This is a genomic window from Sphaerospermopsis reniformis (genome assembly GCF_005402885.1).
Taxonomy (GTDB): Bacteria; Cyanobacteriota; Cyanobacteriia; order Cyanobacteriales; family Nostocaceae; genus Sphaerospermopsis; species Sphaerospermopsis kisseleviana.
On the sequence record NZ_BJCE01000112.1, the window covers coordinates 1 to 17,802 of the forward strand.

Consider the following 17,802-nt stretch of genomic DNA (forward strand, 5'->3'; position numbering starts at 1 on the left):
TCAATTTATTCAACTTTTAGGATATTAATAAAGGAATTAATCAGATTTTGAATGAAAGTAGATATTTTTTTCATCTTGATTCACTAATATGATATTTTGTCAAGATAATTTAGATGCGTTTCCCCTGCTTACTTTCCATACTTTATTATTTGAAATTCTGGGTGAACCTACAGAAAAGGCTGAAGATTATCAATTTACTTCTGTGGAGGTGAAAGAAAAAGCATTTCGATTTGATGCAATTTTTATGCCAGATAGTGTGGAAAAACCTATCTATTTTCTCGAAGTGCAATTTCAACCAAAACCGGATTTTTACTGGGAATTAATAGCGGAAATTAACATTTATCTCAATCAGTTTAAACCTGTACAAGATTGGCAAGCAGTAGCATTATTTGCAAAGCGGAGTTTAGATGTAGGAGAATTGACGGTTTATCAACAAGAATTAATTAATAGTGGAAGAATTAAACGAATTTATTTAGATGAATTACCATCAGGTTCAATTGGGATGGGGTTAATTGAGTTAATTGTCAGCAAGGAATCAGAAACACCTGAGTTGGTTAAAACCCTTTTGGATAGAACTAAGAAAGAGGTTGAGAATGACAGAGAAAAAGAAGATATAATAGAATTGTTAGAGAGTGTTTTATTGTCCAAGTTTTCACAATTAAGCCGTCAGGAGATAGAAGCAATGTTTTTAGTCAGTGATATTAAGCAAACAAGAGTCTATCAAGAAGCAAAGCAGGAAGGTGAGATGATTTTATTGATACGTATGTTATCAAAAAGATTTGGAAAGTTGGGAGATAGTTATATTCAGAATATCAACAGTTTAAACATAGAACAACTGGAAAAGCTAGGAGAAGCATTATTAGATTTTACAGATATTCATGATTTGGAAATATGGTTACAGTCTGAAATAAGTAAGTAGGTTTATTCTATTTGTCTGAATCAGGACACCTTTCGGGAAGTCAAAAGTCAAAATTAAAGAGTTTTATGTCTTAATTCAAACAAGTTATAGTAAAAAATCACTCAAAACTAAAATCATTAATTCTGTAACTCGTTTTAACTGAATATCATTAGTTAAGAAAATATCACATTGAGAAAATATAGCTACGGAAATTTGTAAAGAATCTAATAAAGCTAAATTATATTTAGCTCTTAATTGTCATGCTTGTTTAGCAATTAATTCATCAATTTGTACAAATTCAACATTTACACCAGAAACAATCAAATCAATAAAATCCTGTTGTAATTCTGTTAATCCTAAACGATAAGGATAAACCAGACACTCAGATAATGTGATAGGAGAAGTAACCGCACTTAGTAAACCTGAATCTATACCGTGAAAAACATAGTTAACTGAAGACTGATATTGAGGATGATTCTCTACATAGTAAATTACTGGTACTGTATCCAAAAATAACTTTTTACCCTGAATGAAATAATCTTCAATGTTCATAGACATTTCTGAGATTTAATTCCCTATTTTTACTTTCCTCGTTTCTATTTCTGGAAACCCAATTTTGAGCATCTTCACTAACTAAAGGATAAGGTGCTTTACCTCTGATTTCTTGCCATTTTCGACGTTGTTTTTGTTCTATATCATTTGGTTGTGATTGCAGATATAATGACTCAATAAAAATTAATACTTTTTCTTGTTGTGCAGGTGTTAAATTATCTAGTTTTTCTAAAATAGATTTTTTATTTTCCTGTGCTGTAGTCATCATGAAAATCCTCATCATTTGTAAAACACAATCTTCTTTAATTATATAGCTATCGGCTTTTATTTGTAAATATTGCCAGGATTTGAGGATGTACAGGATATTATTGAATGATTGTTTTTTGGAAGTTGGGGATTTTTTAGGATGTTGTTGAATGATTGTTTTTGCATAATTTAAACCATCTATAAACTACTATCCTGTAAATCCTTTAATCCTGGTTATCCTGATTAAGACAAATGCAACTTTCATCACCAACAAACCATCTAAAAATTACATCCTGTAAATCCTATAATCCAGGTTATCCTGATTCAGACAAATTAAATTTCACCTTCCTTTTTTCCCCTTCTGCCAACTTTGACTATTAGGCTTTTTACTAAACTCACCTTTGGGAAAAAGTCGCGCTTCCAACTCCTCATAACTCCCCTCAAAATCACACTTACCATAAAGCGGACATTGACGACAATAAACGCCTTTTGTGTAACGTTCTAAATTTTCCCGATTGAAAAAATAAGGTTTATGACTAAAGGTACTCGCTACCCATTGCCATGACATATTATTACTCGCAGGATCACCATCCAACAAATGTTGCAAAAACCATTTTGCGCCGGCTTGCCATTGAATACGTCGCCAATGGATAATATAAGCTGCTAACCACATTCTAATATGGTTATGTAAATAGCCAGTTTCTCTTAATTCTTGACTAAAATTATCAATACAAACCAGTCCGGTTTTTCCTTCAATAACATCTTCCGGTAAATTTTTTGCGTAATCTGCTACTTTATAACCGGTTTTGTATTCTTCTTGATTTTCCCAAATACCTTTTCCTAACTTAACATACAGCCTTTGCCAATAATCACGCCATCCTAATTCATTAATTAATTTACTCGCATCTTCTGGATTTTCCACCCGTTCTAAAATATCATCTCTAATTTCTCGTAAACTCAATACACCATAACGAATATAAGGTGATAATCTAGTAACAGCACCATTTAAATAATTGCGTGTTTTTGCGTAGGCAACAGGATCTACTTGTTTTAGCTTTGCTTTTGCTGCTTTCCTTCCACCCACAGTTTCGCTGATGTGATCATCTTGTTCTGCGGACTGGGGAAATTGTTCGCGCAGGTAAGCTATTAACTCATCTCGATTAGTGAAATCACGTAACATAGTATTATTGGTTGAGAATTATGTAATCAAAATTAGAAATAGTGGCAATTTAAATATAATTATATTATCCTCTACAGTATATCAAGTGTTACCAGAAAAAGCCATGACAAAACACCCATCTTTACAAGAAAAACAAGGTTACTATCGCTATGATCCCAGTAACTTAGATCAAAAAGGATATGCAAGGTTATTTCCTTACACTGGGGAAGATGGCGTTATCCGTTATATTTTAACCAAACTCAGCGAAAATTTGGTAGAACAGGGGAAACTTTCCCAACCTTGGACTTTATTACTGAGTCAGTTAGATAAAAAAGCGGAAGAATTACAGGAAAATTGGTTAAATATATCGACTTTGTTGGTAGACTGCAAAGTTTTTCAATCGGGATGGTTTAATTTGGATTTACCGCCCAATGAACAATTTAATAGTAGCTATATCCAAGAAAGAAAAAAATTAATTCAAACAATTTCTGCTGTTAAAAAAGCTGTCGAAAATGTAGATAAAAATTTACCTCCCCTCACAAAAAACGCAGAACAAAGAAATTTATTTTACCAAGCATTAGCTAAAAAAGCAGATGTTAAACCTCCTGTTATGAGTATAATTCATGAACGAGATGGAGGTTTGAGTGATAGAGAATTTGTCCGTCAACGTTTAGCTGGTGCTAACCCGACCATTATCCGCAGAGTGCAAACAAATGATCAAAGTTTGATTCAAACTTTAGCTACTCAACCTTACAAATTAGCTAATAACGGTGCTGTTGATTTAATCAAATCTGCAAGTGAAAATCAGTTGTTTATTGCTGACTATCCAATTTTTAAAGATTTGAAAATTACAGACTTACAAACTGGTAAATATGTAGGCAGTCCAGTAGCTTTATTTCACAATACAGAAAAAGGTTTAGAACCTGTACTAATTCAATTAGAAAAAGGTCGAGTAGTCACACCAGGAATTACAGGAGAACCAGCAGATGATTGGATGAGAGCAAAGTTATATTTTCAAACTGCGGATGCTACCCATCATGAATTAATTGCCCATTTAGCTTATACTCATTTAGCAATGGAATCTTTGTCTATTGCTACTTCTAGACAAATACCAACTAATCACCCAGTTTATCAATTATTATCTCCCCATTTTAAATTTTTAATTGCCATTAATAACCGGGGAAATAGTATATTGTTAGCAGAAGGAGCAGCAATTGATAATTTAATGGCTCCTACTATCAAAACTTCTGGTAACTTGATGAATAAAGCCTATCGAGAAAAGTCTTTTTGGTATTATTCTCTGTTGAATGATATTGAAGTGCGGGGAATAGAACCGAAATTATTACCAGACTTTCCTTATCGGGATGATGCGTTGTTATTATGGGAGGCGATCGCCAAATACACAACTCGTTATTTACAACGCTACTACCCAGACGATAAAGCAGTACAACAAGACATCTATTTACAAAATTGGGCGGAAGAACTAGGCGCACCTTTAAACACCCGTCCCAAATCAGACTTTCCTCAAGCACCTGCATGGTTACCCAAAGAAATGGTAGCAGCATCAGGAATAGAACCCCAAGAAATACCTTCCTATCCCCGCGTACCAGGGTTTACAAAAGTTGGTAGTTTGCAACAATTAATAGACATTGCAACTATCGTCATCTTTACCTGTGGACCCCAACACGCAGCTTTGAATTTTAGTCAATACGATTATTTTGGTTATGTTCCTAACGCACCCTTAGCAAATTATATTCGTCCTGATACACCAGCCAGTTTAGAGGAAATTTTACCCTCAACAGCAAGAGATTTAGAGCAAATGCAATTAACCTTTGCATTAAGTGGAATTAACTGGAGTAAATTAGGAAGTTCTGATTTTATTCAGTTTGCAGATAAAATTGATCGGCAAATTCTCGCCCATTTTCAAAGTGATTTGTTAGAGATTGAAAGTAAAATTAAATCTCGAAATCAACAACGTTCCCTAGAAACAGGTGTAGAATATCCCTATCTTTTACCTTCTCGGATACCCAATAGTATTAATATATAATCATCATTGTAAAATCCTTGTAGAGACGTTTCATGAAAAGTCTCTACATTTCAGATTAACCTAAAAATTTCATCATGACCAACATTCCCGAAATTGGACAACCTGCACCCGATTTTTCCACACCAGATCAAAACGATAAACTCGTGAACCTCGCTGACTTCAACGAGTGGATAGTCCTTTATTTCTACCCCAAAGATGACACCCCTGGATGTACCACAGAAGCCAAAGATTTTACAGATTTAGCCGCAGAATTTACCGCTTTAGGTGCTAAAATAATTGGTGTAAGTCCAGATTCCAGTAAATCCCATTGCAAATTTATCGCCAAACATAACTTAGAAATTACCCTATTAAGTGACCCCGAACATCAATTAATTGAAACTTACGGTGGATGGCGTTTAAAGAAATTCATGGGTAAAGAATATATGGGTGTTGCGCGTTCAACATTCTTGATTTCACCTGATAAAATCATCGCCCATTCTTGGGCAAACGTCAAAACAAAAGGTCATGCACAAGCAGTCTTGAAAAAACTCCAAGAATTAACCACAAAATAACAGTTTGTAGTGAGCGATTTATCGCTCCCTCCTGAAAATAATCATCCAGGCTTTATAATATAAATAACACCTTTATTTAATTTTTAGATAAATATGGTTCAGATTATCCAAGCACAGAATATTACCCTTGCGGAATTAAAACAAAAATTTGCCCTACAAAAATCTAAAGATGAACTTTTTTTTACAGAATTGCAACAAGATTTACCTAATATCTCAGAATTAGAACAGCAATATTTAGACCGAGTCAAAAAGAATTATCTCAACTTAGTAGAAAAATCTAGTCCTTTAGAAGATGCAGTTAAATTAGTAGTATTATCTCCCTTACTAGATTTAGCTGGTTTCTATGATTCTCCTTTTTATATTGCCACAGAAGAACCTATAGAAATTAGTGAAACAATCTTCACAGATGATGAAGAAACTGGATCAGAAAATACAGAGATTATTAAAGGTAAAATAGATGTTTTAGTTCTACAAAATAAGCTATGGTTATTAGTGATTGAAGCTAAAAGAACTAATTTTTCCTTAGCTAAAGCCATACCCCAAGCACTTACCTATATGTTAGCCAATCCTCACCCGAATTACCCCCTATATTCATTGGTAATTAATGGTGAAGACTTCCAATTTATTAAACTCATCCAAACTGATAAACCTTGTTATGCTTTGTCTGATAGATTCACTTTATATAGAAGGGAAAACGAACTTTATCAAGTTTTAAAAATCCTCAAAAAAATCGGTAAAATATTAACTTAATTGTTGAGTTTATTTATGTCTAATCGTCCCATCTACCTCGATAATCAAGCTACCACCCCCGTAGATGAAAGGGTACTCAATGCCATGATACCTTACTTTACAGAAAAGTTTGGTAATCCTGCTAGTAATAGTCATGTTTACGGTTGGGAAGGTGAAGCAGCAGTTAAACAAACCAGGGAAATTTTAGCCACTGCTATTAACGCTAACCCAGAAGAAATTGTCTTTACCAGTGGTGCAACAGAAGCGAATAATTTAGCTATTAAAGGTGTCGCAGAAGCATATTTTTCCAAAGGTCAACATATTGTTACCGTCGCTACGGAACATAAAGCAGTTTTAGACCCTTGTGAATATTTACAAAACATGGGTTTTGAAATTACAATTCTCCCAGTCCAAAAAGATGGATTAATTGATTTAAACCAATTAGAAACAGCCTTGCGTCCTGATACAATTTTAGTATCTGTCATGGCTGCAAATAATGAAATTGGTGTTTTACAACCTTTAGCAGAAATCGGTAAAATTTGTCGAGAAAAGGAAATTATATTTCATACAGATGCAGCACAAGCTATTGGTAAAATACCTTTAGATGTGCAAGCATTAAATATTGATTTAATGTCTTTAACTGCCCATAAAGTTTATGGTCCTAAAGGTATTGGTGCTTTATATGTTCGCAGACGTAACCCCAGAGTAAAATTAGCAGCGCAACAACATGGGGGAGGACATGAAAGAGGGATGCGTTCTGGAACTTTATATACACCGCAAATTGTTGGTTTTGGTAAAGCTGTGGAAATTGCTTTAAAAGAACAAGAAACAGAAAATCAAAGGTTAATAGAATTGCGAGAAAGACTGTGGAAACAGTTATCAACTTTGGAGGGAATTTATCTCAATGGACATCCTGAAAAAAGGTTAGCAGGAAATTTAAATATTAGTGTGGAAGGTGTGGATGGTGCTGCACTTTCTTTAGGTTTACAACCAATTGTTGCAATATCTTCTGGTTCTGCTTGTTCTTCCAATAATGTTGCACCTTCCTATGTTTTAACAGCTTTAGGACATTCGGAAAATTTAGCTTATGCTTCCGTAAGGTTGGGAATTGGCAGATTTAATACTGTTTATGAAATAGATCAAGTTGCCGAACATTTAATTACTACCGTGAAAAGTTTAAGAAGTTTCTCGAAAGTGTGAATTATTCTCTCGTTCCCAGTCTCTGACTCCAATAAAACGGAAGCCAGAGTCTTGCTTTATTCATTCCCATACAGAGTATGGGAACAAGAAAAACTATAGATGTAAAATAAAGCGGGCAAGATGCCCGCACCACAAGAGGATCTGTACATCCATTAATAAGGATCAGAATCAAATCTTCCCCGTTTCACACTTCTGAGATAATAACCTCTAGATGGTAAATTATTTAAATCAAAAGTTTCACCTCTAGGAAATCGCCAAATTTTATAATCATAATATGTGAGAGGTTTTCCGGGTTGACAAACTTCTGGGGAATGATCTCCAAGAACAAAATAAACTGAACCCCTCCCCATAACTTTTGCAATTCCATATTTATCTACAAGTAAAGATGTTTCTTCGCTAATAGCTATTCCTAACGCAGTATTAGATACACCATCTTGAATTTGTCGCGCAATAAAAACCATAATTCTTCCCATTCTTTTGCGTTCATCAAAATGGGTGTCAATAATCGTTCTTCGCAAATACTTCCACTGGAAAAAGTTATAGGTAAATGTAATATTCCTATAGGGGTCTTCCAGTGCTTCATTAGTTTCAATACTATCTTCACAAGCGCAAGAATCATAAACAAATTCACTTTGAATCATTGCCCCTGCACTTGTGCCACCAATAGCCCCACCCTTATCATAAACTGATTTGATGGCAGCTTCTAATTTCGTGTTTTTCCAGTTGCGAATATATTCACATTGATCACCACCAGCAAAGAAAATTACTCCAGCATTTCTGACTTTATCAAAAATATCTGTCCTATTCGCTTCTTGTTTATTTCTAATGATTAAAGTCTCTACATAATTCACACCTCTCATATTATAAATTAGCTGATTATAATCATCGTTACCAGCAGCACGAATGACAACAACATTAACTTTTTTGTTAGAGTTAGCACCTCCCCTGACTTGATTTATCATCCATTGAATCGCATCATCCACATCAGGACCACCCCCACCCAAATTATGTACAGGTCCAGCTAATAAAGGAACTTTATAATTCGGTCTATAATTGGGGTTTGGTAACGGTGGACTAACATCACGGCTAATTTTTTCCAAGTAGCGGTTTAGGTTTGCTGTAAAGTGGGATATGAGGAAGGTTCCCATCTTCAACAACATAGTTCTTGCTTTTCTCAAGCACTTGCCTATATTTGGGAATGCCTTGGTCATACTCAGGAATGTGAAGCAAACAGCCATCATTTCTAACTCTCGCATTCCCAAGGGGTAAATTCCCAGCGTACAGCCTTTGTACTGTTTTTTAACGGCAAAAAACGCAGAGTAATTAATATTATCTCCACTACTCTGCGAAAACCTCAGTTTTACTTTGTGTTTAATTACCAATCAACTTGCGATCGCTCTTTCACCACTTTCTCATATACAGCTTCCGTTTCTTTTGCTAATTGTGTCCAGCGAAATCTTCGTTCTAAATCTTCATAAGCGTTATCTATCAACCATTGTCGATAACCTGGATTTTTCAAAACTTCTAAAATTCCCCATGCTAAAGAATCTGGATTATTTACTTTAGTTACAATTCCTGTTTTCGTATGTTGTACTACTTCCGGAAAACCACCCGTATCTGAAACCACAACCGGAACTCTAGAAGCAAAACTTTCTAAAGCTACAATACCAAAAGGTTCATAAAGACTGGGAAAAACTGCACAGTCAGCTAAGGTTTGAAATTTATCCAAGTAGTCATCAGAAAGAAAACCAGTAAAATAGCATTTATCCCAAATTCCTAAATCCCAGGCTTGCTGTTTTAAATGGTCAGTATTACCACCACCAACTATCACAAATTTAACGTAACCGCCCATTTCCCAAAGTACCTTGGGAGCAGCATTAAGCAATACAGGTATACCTTTTTCATAAGTCATCCTGCCCAAGTAATAAACAATTTTTTCATGATCTGCGGCAAATTGGCGACGAAAATCTTGAGCATGAAAATCTCGGTAATGTTGCTTTTTTTCTGGGCGAATCCCATTAAAAATCACGTCGATTTTATCACCATGACTATTTAATGCTCTGACTACTTCCCCCCGCATATATTCAGTACAAACAATGATGCGCCAAGCGTTATAAGCTAATAATTCTTCTTTGCCACTAATATAGCGTTGGGTATCATTATAAATACCGTTATAACGTCCGTATTCTGTGGCGTGAATGGTAGCAATGAGAGGAACTTTAAAAGTATGTTTGAGAGCGATCGCTGCATCTCCAACTAACCAATCATGGGCATGAATAAGATCAAATGGTCTTTCCTCTAACATCAATTTACCACCGTGATGTCCCATACTCTCATTTAAATTTACTACCCAGTGAAAAAAATCATGACTATGGGCTACTGGTACTCGATGTACATAAATACCCTCAACTACTTCATACAGTGATGATTGTTTTACTTCTGGCGTAATCAAGTGAATCTCATGCCCTAACTTTACCAATTCCGGGTATAATTCTCCTACATGACGGGCAATTCCTCCCACTAACCTTGGCGGAAATTCCCAACTTAGTACCAGTATCTTCATTGATTTAACTCCCCGATATTTACAAAACTTGAAAGAATAGAAAAAACTACTTTGATCTCAAAATACGAAGTGTGACAATTACTGCGAGTATTCCTAGTGAAATTGTTGTTTTTTTTAATAAATAGTTTTTTGATAAAGCTTATCATATTGATTTGCAATTTATCTCTACAAAAAAACCCGATTTCATCAAAAAACCAGGTTAACTTTAAATTTGCAAATATCTAGTTGACTGGGGACTGGGGAGGTATAGTGATCCGATTTGATTCATGAATTTTTCGTGGAGGCAGGGAACAGGGAACAGGGAACAGCGAGAAAAATTTATTCTACCTCCCCTGCCTCCTGCCTCCTGACTCCTGACTCCTGCCTCCTGTCACCTCATACATTAACTTTGATCTAACTTCAACACAGCCATAAACGCTTCCTGGGGTACATCCACCGTACCCACAGCTTTCATCCGTTTTTTACCCTTGGCTTGTTTCTGCAAAAGTTTCTTCTTCCGGCTGATGTCACCACCGTAGCACTTAGCTAAAACGTCTTTCCGCAAAGCCGGAATATGTTCACTGGCAATCACCTTACTACCAATAGACGCTTGAATGGGAACTTTGAATTGATGACGTGGGATCAGTTCTTTGAGCTTTTCAGCCATTGATCTGCCCACACCATAAGCTTTATCCCGGTGGACGATCATCGCTAAAGAATCTACGGGATCACCATTGATCATAATATCCAACTTCACCAACGGATTTTCCCGGTAGCCAATCAGATGATATTCCATACTCGCATAACCACGAGAACGGGATTTCATTTGATCAAAAAAGTCGGTGACAACTTCCGCCAAAGGAATTTCATAAGTTAGGGTAGTCCGTCCCTGGGTAAGATATTTCATATCTTTGAAAATACCCCGGCGGTTTTGTGATAACTCCATCAAAGTACCAACGTAGGTTTCGGGAGTAATCATTTCTACCTGCACATAAGGTTCTTCTATTCTTTCCCGGTCATTGGGCGCAGGTAAATGGCTAGGATTATCAATATACAGTTCCTCACCCTTGATAGTGATCACCTTATAAACCACAGATGGGGCTGTAATAATTAAATCCAGGTTATACTCTCGCTCTAACCGTTCTTGGACAATTTCCATGTGTAGCAAACCCAAGAACCCACAACGGAAACCAAACCCCATTGCGCTAGAAGTTTCCGGTTCATATTGCAAAGCCGCATCATTCAATCTCAGTTTTTCCAAAGCTTCCCGCAAGTCTTCAAATTGATCTGCATCTATGGGGAACATCCCACAAAATACCATTGGGTTAGCCTCTGTGTAACCGGGTAAAGGTTCTGTGGCTTTAGCCTTAGATAAGGTGATAGTATCGCCCACCCGTGCATCAGCCACAGCTTTAATAGAGGCGGCTAAATAACCTACTTCTCCTGCATGGAGTTCTTCAACTTGTTTTTGGGTGGGAGAAAGGACACCTAACTCATCAATTTCATATTCCTTACCCGATGCCATCAAATAGATGCGATCGCCCTTCTTCACAGTCCCATCCATCACCCGGAAATAAACAATTACTCCCCGGTAGCTATCGTAGTAACTATCAAAAATCAGCGCCCTTAAAGGTTGATCAACCGTATTAGCTGCTGGGGGTACACGTTCTACAATCGTCTCTAAAATCTCAGGAATACCGATTCCCTCTTTAGCAGAAGCTAAAATTGCCCCACTGCAATCTAAACCAATAATTTCTTCAATTTCACTAACTACTCTATCTGGTTCTGCTCCTGGTAAATCAATTTTATTTAAAACTGGAATAATTTCCAAATTATGCTCTAGTGCTAAATACACATTTGCTAAAGTTTGGGCTTCTACCCCTTGGGAGGCATCCACAACCAATAAAGCACCCTCACAAGCAGCCAGAGAACGGGAAACCTCATAGGAAAAGTCAACGTGACCAGGAGTATCAATTAAGTTTAAAACGTACTGCTGACCATCCTTAGCTGTGTAATTCATCCGGGCAGCTTGCAGCTTAATTGTAATGCCGCGCTCCCGTTCCAGATCCATGTTATCGAGAAACTGCTCCTTCATTTGTCGGTCGTCTACAGTGCCAGTAGCTTGGAGTAAGCGATCGGCTAAAGTAGATTTACCGTGATCAATATGAGCAATAATACAGAAATTGCGAATGCGAACTGCGGGAACGTCAGTCATATACCATCTTTGCTTTAGCAGCAATCAAAAGTTAAATCTATTTACTTCATGTATTTTAATGCTTTATTGGGTAATGGGTAATGGGTAATTGGTGATTGGTGACTGGTGACTGGTGACTGGTGACTGGGTTATTTACCTCCCCCTGCTCTCCCTGCTCCCCCTGCCACTTTCCATTCCCCAGGCAGGTGAATTAATTTTCAAGATATGATGACACTGTATATGAAAACTGCCACCTAAAAACTGAATCATCTAAGTTTGGTAATTTTTTGGGAAACCGTAAACCTATGAATACGCAAGAAAACCCCACCAACGGGGAAAAAATCCATACAGACAAGGTAGAAATTGCTGTTCGCCTAGACTCTGAATTAATAGCCCAAATTCAGCATCTTACCAATGACCCCAGTAAGGTGATAGAAGTCGCCATCCGCCAATGGTTACGCGGCGACATACCGAGAGATGATGAACTAACTCGCACACCAATACGCACACCTATTCCCCCTAGAGGAGAATGGAATGATTGAAATTTGGGGACTGGGGACTGGGGAAGAAGCAGGGGAGCAGCGAGCAGGGGGAAGTTATTTGTATTTTTCCCAATCACCAGTCACCAATCACCAGTCACCAGTCCCCAATGATACAAAATGTAAAACTTAACGCTCCAGATTCCAGAAAAGTCAAAAATATACAGTCAAAAGTATGAAAGCTGTAAAACTTTATGCCAAAATTTAAGCAGCTTTAGTACAACCACGGTGGAAAGCAAATTGTCTATCCAACTCGATAAATGACTATTACTGCGAATAACCCATTGCCAAAGCTATTTTCTCAGAACCTGGAATCTACTAACCGCAGTACAGATGGCTTATTACTAACTCTTGCATCTGAGTTGGTATATATCCAAGATGGTACTGGGCGTTATCTGACATTTGATTGGCAGTACAGCGAACTCCTGGATTTAATGACTGAGAGAATAGTTGATGCGCTTAATGAAAATGAAATCTTTACCCCAGTAGATAAAGTTGCCTATTTGGAAGGCTTGCAAAGGATTTTAACAACTTTAGTCCCAGAGAGAGTTCAATGTTGGTTTAAATGCAGTCAATATTTATTAGAGTTGGAGTTGACAATTACTCCAATTATGCCGCAACTGGGTGAAGCCGCAACCACAGTTTTGGTTATGGGTAGGCTATTACCATCTCCAGTCCATGGTAAAGAAGTGAATCAGGCAGCAAAAACGCCTTCACAGCTTGAGTTATTTTTGCATTCTCGGAAAGTGCCACAGTTATTGGTGCAATACCAAAAACTATTAAACCAAATCACCAGAAATATCTGGTGGACACTGGATATAGATGTTATTTGGCAGCAAACAGTTGACAGTTTAGGACAAACTCTCAAACTGGAGCGTTGTATTTTCTTTCCTTATCAGCCAGGAGATTCAAAAGTTAGGGTAATCGCAGAATATCACCAACCAGCATTCAAGCCCATTTTAGGCTCAGAAATAGAGATATCTTCTGAACCTGCTTTTGCTCAAGCTTTGGCAACTCTAGAACCGATGGTCATAGAGATGCCTATTCAAACAAATTCTCAGCAGCACAGATTTTTACTTTTTGCTACTAACTATCAAGACCAAGCAAATGGTTTAGTTGGGTTAAGTTTAAGCAGTGAAGAAATATTAATAACAGAAACGGAAATAGAATTAATTAAGGAGTTGGCAGATCAACTGGGTACAGCGATCGCTCATGCTACCCTATACAAAGAACTAGAATACGCAAGACAAAACGCTGAGGAAGCATCCCGGTTAAAAAGCGAATTTCTCGCTAATGTATCCCACGAAATTCATACACCTTTAAATGGCATGATTGGCTTTTTAAAGCTGATTTTAGAAGGGATAGCAGATGATCCCGAAGTCCTGTTATATTTTGGGAAATGGGTGGATAATCTGCAAATCCCACTTTCAAAGCCGTCCTTAACTGAACAGGTCTAAAACTATGGAATTGACACTTGAAAACGTTGAAACTGTCTTAGATGAAATGCGCCCTTATCTAATGTCTGATGGGGGTAATGTGGAACTGGTAGAACTCGATGGACCAGTAGTGAAACTGCGTTTACAAGGTGCTTGCGGTTCTTGTCCTAGTTCACAAATGACTTTGAGAATGGGTATTGAACGCCGTCTCAAAGAAATGATTCCCGAAATTGCAGAAATTGAACAAGTCATCTAAGGATAGATGACTGGTGGTTGGTGATTGGTGATTGGTGACTGGTGACTGGTGATTGGTGAGTGGGTAATCAATCTTTATGTTTCCCTATCAACTATCAACTATCAACTATCACCAATTACCCATTACCATTATTGATAATTGAAAATTATTAGTAAATCCTGAAAAGCATATTATTGATCATGTCTCATCCCCTTTACGTCGCGTTTATTTGGCACCAACATCAACCATTGTACAAGTCTCCTGTCAGTCAGCAGTATCGCTTACCTTGGGTGAGGTTACATGGTACTAAGGATTATCTAGATTTAATATTATTGCTGGAAAAATACCCGAAATTACATCAAACGGTGAATTTAGTACCGTCTTTGATTTTACAGTTAGAAGATTATATTGCGGGAAATGCTTTTGACCCTTATTTAACTGCCAGTTTAACACCTGTGGAACAGTTAACCACAGAACAAAAAGAGTTTATTGTTCAACATTTTTTTGATGCTAACCATCATACTTTAATTGACCCCCATCCCCGTTATGCCCAATTGTATTATCAAAGACAGGAAAAGGGTCAAGGTTGGTGTTTAGCAAATTGGCAAGCTGTAGATTATAGTGATTTATTAGCTTGGCATAATTTAGCGTGGATTGATCCTTTATTTTGGGATGATCCAGAAATTGCAGTTTGGTTAAAACAAGGACGTAATTTTACTTTAGGCGATCGCCAACGGATCTATTCTAAACAAAAACAAATCCTCAGTCGCATTATTCCCCAACACCGGAAAATGCAGGAAACTGGCCAGTTAGAAGTTACCACCACCCCCTACACTCACCCCATTTTACCCCTGTTAGCTGATACCAACTCTGGACGGGTGGCAGTGCCACAAATGACATTACCTAACCAGCGTTTCCAGTGGGCGGAAGATATTCCCCGCCATTTACAAAAAGCCTGGGATTTATATAAAGATAGGTTTGAACAAGCACCCAGAGGTTTATGGCCTTCAGAACAGTCCGTCAGCCCAGAAATTTTACCGTATATTATTAAACAGGGGTTTAAGTGGATTTGCTCAGATGAAGCGGTTTTAGGTTGGACATTGCAACATTTCTTTCATCGGGATGGGGCGGGAAATTTACAACAACCAGAATTATTATACCGTCCCTATCGTTTGCAAACTCCCGCAGGTGAGGTTTCCATTGTATTCCGGGATCATAGATTATCAGATTTAGTGGGTTTTACTTATGGTGCAATGCAGCCAAAACAGGGGGTTGCAGACTTAGTAGGACATTTACAGGCGATCGCTAGAAAACAAAGAGAAAACCCAACTTCACAACCTTGGTTAGTTACCATTGCTTTGGATGGGGAAAATTGCTGGGAATTTTATCCCCAAGATGGTAAAATTTTCCTAGAAACATTGTATGAAAACCTGAGTAATCAAGAAAATATCAAACTGGTTACTGTTTCCGAATTTCTCGAAAAATACCCCGCTACAGCAACTATTCCCGGTGAAAAATTACATAGCGGTTCATGGGTAGATGGCAGTTTTACAACTTGGATCGGTGATCCTGTAAAAAACCGCGCTTGGGACTATTTAACCCATGCAAGAGAAACCTTAGCAAAACATCCCGAAGCAACCGAAGAAAATAACCCCGCAGCGTGGGAAGCATTATATGCTGCTGAAGGTTCAGATTGGTTTTGGTGGTTTGGAGAAGGACATTCATCAAATCAAGATGCCATATTTGATCAACTATTTAGAGAACATTTATATGGCATTTATAAAGCATTAAATGAACCCATACCAGCCTATTTAACCCAACCATTAGAAGTCCACGAAGCCAAATTAGATCATCGTCCAGAAAGTTTTATTCATCCCATAATTGACGGTAAAGGGGATGAACAAGACTGGGATAAAGCCGGCAGAATAGAAGTAGGTGGTTCACGGGGAACAATGCACCAAAGTAGTTTAGTACAACGCATTTTTTACGGTGTTGATCACCTAAATTTCTATGTGCGAGTAGACTTTAAAAGCGGTGTCACACCAGGAAAAGAACTACCCAAAGAATTAAATTTATTGTGGTATTATCCCGATAGACCAATGATCAATAGTCCTGCACCTTTAGCAGAAGTTCCTGATCTTGCACCGGTTAATTATTTCTTTCACCATCATTTAGAAATTAACCTAATTTCCCAAACAATTTATTTTCGAGAAGCAGCAGAACATTATCAATGGCATCCCCGCGCAACTCGCGCCCAAGTTGCGTTAAACTCTTGTTTAGAGATAGCAGTACCTTGGGCAGATTTGCAAGTTCCTCCTGACTATCCTGTAAGGTTGGTTTTAGTATTAGCTGATGATGGTTGTTATCACAGTTATTTACCGGAAAATTCTTTGATTCCCATTGAAGTCCCTTAATAGTAGGTTGGGTTGACGAAAGGAAACCCAACATCTTTTTTATCTCACGCAAAGACGCAGAGAACGCAGAGGAAGAAAATAATTCAAAAGTAGATTAAGTTCCGTAGTGAGGACTTCAGTCCTCAAGTAAGGAATTTATTCCTTACTACGAACTTTGCGTTTAAAAAATGGGTTGTAAATCTAAAATAAAACCTGGTAACACATCTTCCCCAGATAAACTTTGAGGATTTTCTAATATTTCTACTGCTTGATTTTGACGATATATTTCTACTTGTTTATCTTTAGGATTTAACAACCAACCTAAACGCAATCCATTATTAATATATTCCCGCATTTTGGCTTGGGTATCAGCTAAATCGTCACTTTCAGAAACTAATTCAATCACAAAATCAGGACATAAAGGTAAAAACTTTTTTCTTTGTTCTGGTGTCAGTGCATTCCATCTTTCTATTTTTATCCAAGATACATCAGGGGAACGAGTACCACCAAGAGGTAATTTAAAACCTGTGGAAGAATCAAATGCTTTTCCTAATTTATGTGTTCTGTTCCAAAACCAAACTTGTCCAGTTAATTCTAAGTTTCTTTCTCCTGTTTCTCCTCCGGTTGGTGACATAACAATTAATTCCCCTTGATGTGATAATTCTAAACGTAAATCTTTGTTAGCTGCAACTATTTCTACAAATTCATCATCTGTGAATTTTAATGATTGTGGGATTTGTAAGGTTACAGAAGTCATGATTCTTACCTGTTGAATATTAGATATTATATCTCAGTACGTTGGGTTGACGGGAGGAAACCCAACATCTTTTATATCTCACGCAAAGACGCAAAGACGCAGAGGAAGAAAATAATTCAAAAGTAGATTAAGTTCCGTAGTGAGGACTTCAGTCCTCAAGTAAGGAATTTATTCCTTACTACGAACTTTGCGTTTGCAACCCACATTCCGCAGATGTGACCCAGATAATTGATATTTTTGAAAAATCCCAACCAGAAAAATTTTATTTACCTAATTTTTCTGTTTGATTTTAACTTTATCTGCCAAAAAATAGAGAATATTACT

The 17,802-nt window shown here is 37.2% G+C and carries 16 protein-coding genes and 1 pseudogene; 10 read left to right on the forward strand and 7 right to left on the reverse strand.

Annotated elements, in window-relative coordinates; all coding sequences use genetic code 11:
• Positions 1-88: 88 nt before the first annotated feature.
• A complete protein-coding gene (locus FFR48_RS15955; protein ID WP_137668042.1) occupies positions 89-919 on the forward strand; it encodes a DUF2887 domain-containing protein in 831 nt (276 codons plus the stop codon).
• A 237-nt stretch (positions 920-1,156) separates the two neighbouring features.
• Here FFR48_RS15955 and FFR48_RS15960 read toward each other — a convergent pair whose 3' ends face one another.
• The 3 genes from FFR48_RS15960 to FFR48_RS15970 form a co-directional block, all read right to left on the reverse strand.
• On the reverse strand, positions 1,157-1,450 hold the full coding sequence (locus tag FFR48_RS15960) for a type II toxin-antitoxin system VapC family toxin (protein WP_137668043.1): 294 nt from the start codon (positions 1,448-1,450) through the stop codon (positions 1,157-1,159).
• Positions 1,440-1,718, reverse strand: a complete 279-nt coding sequence (locus FFR48_RS15965; RefSeq protein ID WP_137668044.1) for a hypothetical protein — start codon at positions 1,716-1,718, stop codon at positions 1,440-1,442. Before FFR48_RS15965 ends, FFR48_RS15960 begins: the two co-directional genes overlap by 11 nt.
• A gap of 318 nt (positions 1,719-2,036) precedes the next feature.
• Entirely contained in the window at positions 2,037-2,876 is an 840-nt protein-coding gene (locus tag FFR48_RS15970; RefSeq protein WP_137668045.1) for an FAD-binding domain-containing protein, read from the reverse strand.
• Positions 2,877-2,979: 103 nt separating this feature from the next.
• Between FFR48_RS15970 and FFR48_RS15975 the strand changes: the two genes are divergently transcribed.
• The 4 genes from FFR48_RS15975 to FFR48_RS15990 all read left to right on the forward strand — a co-directional run bounded on the left by FFR48_RS15975 (position 2,980) and on the right by FFR48_RS15990 (position 7,382).
• Positions 2,980-4,902 carry a lipoxygenase family protein gene (locus FFR48_RS15975; RefSeq protein ID WP_137668046.1) on the forward strand — a complete coding sequence of 641 codons (1,923 nt, stop codon included), beginning with the start codon at positions 2,980-2,982 and terminating at the stop codon, positions 4,900-4,902.
• A 74-nt stretch (positions 4,903-4,976) separates the two neighbouring features.
• Positions 4,977-5,453: a thioredoxin-dependent thiol peroxidase gene (gene bcp, locus FFR48_RS15980; RefSeq protein ID WP_137668047.1), complete on the forward strand. Its 477-nt coding sequence runs from the start codon at positions 4,977-4,979 to the stop codon at positions 5,451-5,453.
• Positions 5,454-5,546: 93 nt separating this feature from the next.
• Positions 5,547-6,203 (forward strand): type I restriction endonuclease, encoded by a 657-nt coding sequence (locus FFR48_RS15985; protein ID WP_137668048.1) that lies wholly within the window; start codon positions 5,547-5,549, stop codon positions 6,201-6,203.
• A 15-nt stretch (positions 6,204-6,218) separates the two neighbouring features.
• Entirely contained in the window at positions 6,219-7,382 is a 1,164-nt protein-coding gene (locus FFR48_RS15990) for an IscS subfamily cysteine desulfurase (protein WP_137668049.1), read from the forward strand.
• 152 nt (positions 7,383-7,534) lie between these two features.
• Here the strand turns inward: FFR48_RS15990 and FFR48_RS15995 are convergent, their stop codons facing one another.
• The 3 genes from FFR48_RS15995 to lepA form a co-directional block, all read right to left on the reverse strand.
• A complete protein-coding gene (locus FFR48_RS15995; protein WP_137668054.1) occupies positions 7,535-8,593 on the reverse strand; it encodes a cyanophycinase in 1,059 nt (352 codons plus the stop codon).
• Positions 8,594-8,757: 164 nt separating this feature from the next.
• Positions 8,758-9,945 (reverse strand): glycosyltransferase family 4 protein, encoded by a 1,188-nt coding sequence (locus FFR48_RS16000; RefSeq protein ID WP_137668050.1) that lies wholly within the window; start codon positions 9,943-9,945, stop codon positions 8,758-8,760.
• 382 nt (positions 9,946-10,327) lie between these two features.
• Positions 10,328-12,139, reverse strand: coding sequence for a translation elongation factor 4 (gene lepA / locus FFR48_RS16005; RefSeq protein ID WP_096572264.1), 1,812 nt, complete (start codon positions 12,137-12,139; stop codon positions 10,328-10,330).
• Between the two features lie 284 nt (positions 12,140-12,423).
• Between lepA and FFR48_RS16010 the strand changes: the two genes are divergently transcribed.
• The 5 genes and pseudogenes from FFR48_RS16010 to FFR48_RS16030 all read left to right on the forward strand — a co-directional run bounded on the left by FFR48_RS16010 (position 12,424) and on the right by FFR48_RS16030 (position 16,742).
• Positions 12,424-12,660, forward strand: coding sequence for a hypothetical protein (locus FFR48_RS16010; RefSeq protein WP_096572265.1), 237 nt, complete (start codon positions 12,424-12,426; stop codon positions 12,658-12,660).
• The gene (locus FFR48_RS16015; protein ID WP_162501898.1) at positions 12,653-12,790 is read left to right on the forward strand and encodes a hypothetical protein; all 138 of its coding nucleotides are present in this window, start codon (positions 12,653-12,655) and stop codon (positions 12,788-12,790) included. Before FFR48_RS16010 ends, FFR48_RS16015 begins: the two co-directional genes overlap by 8 nt.
• 127 nt (positions 12,791-12,917) lie before the next feature.
• A pseudogene (locus tag FFR48_RS16020) lies at positions 12,918-14,036 on the forward strand (GAF domain-containing protein); the annotation flags it as partial.
• Positions 14,037-14,118: 82 nt separating this feature from the next.
• Positions 14,119-14,349 carry a NifU family protein gene (locus tag FFR48_RS16025; RefSeq protein WP_096572267.1) on the forward strand — a complete coding sequence of 77 codons (231 nt, stop codon included), beginning with the start codon at positions 14,119-14,121 and terminating at the stop codon, positions 14,347-14,349.
• A gap of 179 nt (positions 14,350-14,528) precedes the next feature.
• Complete coding sequence (locus tag FFR48_RS16030; RefSeq protein WP_137668052.1) at positions 14,529-16,742, forward strand: glycoside hydrolase family 57 protein; 2,214 nt, start codon at positions 14,529-14,531, stop codon at positions 16,740-16,742.
• A gap of 160 nt (positions 16,743-16,902) precedes the next feature.
• Here FFR48_RS16030 and FFR48_RS16035 read toward each other — a convergent pair whose 3' ends face one another.
• Positions 16,903-17,478: a Uma2 family endonuclease gene (locus FFR48_RS16035; RefSeq protein WP_137668053.1), complete on the reverse strand. Its 576-nt coding sequence runs from the start codon at positions 17,476-17,478 to the stop codon at positions 16,903-16,905.
• Positions 17,479-17,802: the final 324 nt, after the last annotated feature.

Coding starts and splice junctions, on each gene's coding strand:
- FFR48_RS15955 (WP_137668042.1), top strand. CDS start 89: ATGATATTTTGTCAAGATAATTTAGATGCGTTTCCCCTGCTTACTTTC.
- FFR48_RS15960 (WP_137668043.1), bottom strand. CDS start 1,450: ATGAACATTGAAGATTATTTCATTCAGGGTAAAAAGTTATTTTTGGAT.
- FFR48_RS15965 (WP_137668044.1), bottom strand. CDS start 1,718: ATGATGACTACAGCACAGGAAAATAAAAAATCTATTTTAGAAAAACTA.
- FFR48_RS15970 (WP_137668045.1), bottom strand. CDS start 2,876: ATGTTACGTGATTTCACTAATCGAGATGAGTTAATAGCTTACCTGCGC.
- FFR48_RS15975 (WP_137668046.1), top strand. CDS start 2,980: ATGACAAAACACCCATCTTTACAAGAAAAACAAGGTTACTATCGCTAT.
- bcp (WP_137668047.1), top strand. CDS start 4,977: ATGACCAACATTCCCGAAATTGGACAACCTGCACCCGATTTTTCCACA.
- FFR48_RS15985 (WP_137668048.1), top strand. CDS start 5,547: ATGGTTCAGATTATCCAAGCACAGAATATTACCCTTGCGGAATTAAAA.
- FFR48_RS15990 (WP_137668049.1), top strand. CDS start 6,219: ATGTCTAATCGTCCCATCTACCTCGATAATCAAGCTACCACCCCCGTA.
- FFR48_RS15995 (WP_137668054.1), bottom strand. CDS start 8,593: ATGACCAAGGCATTCCCAAATATAGGCAAGTGCTTGAGAAAAGCAAGA.
- FFR48_RS16000 (WP_137668050.1), bottom strand. CDS start 9,945: ATGAAGATACTGGTACTAAGTTGGGAATTTCCGCCAAGGTTAGTGGGA.
- lepA (WP_096572264.1), bottom strand. CDS start 12,139: ATGACTGACGTTCCCGCAGTTCGCATTCGCAATTTCTGTATTATTGCT.
- FFR48_RS16010 (WP_096572265.1), top strand. CDS start 12,424: ATGAATACGCAAGAAAACCCCACCAACGGGGAAAAAATCCATACAGAC.
- FFR48_RS16015 (WP_162501898.1), top strand. CDS start 12,653: ATGATTGAAATTTGGGGACTGGGGACTGGGGAAGAAGCAGGGGAGCAG.
- FFR48_RS16025 (WP_096572267.1), top strand. CDS start 14,119: ATGGAATTGACACTTGAAAACGTTGAAACTGTCTTAGATGAAATGCGC.
- FFR48_RS16030 (WP_137668052.1), top strand. CDS start 14,529: ATGTCTCATCCCCTTTACGTCGCGTTTATTTGGCACCAACATCAACCA.
- FFR48_RS16035 (WP_137668053.1), bottom strand. CDS start 17,478: ATGACTTCTGTAACCTTACAAATCCCACAATCATTAAAATTCACAGAT.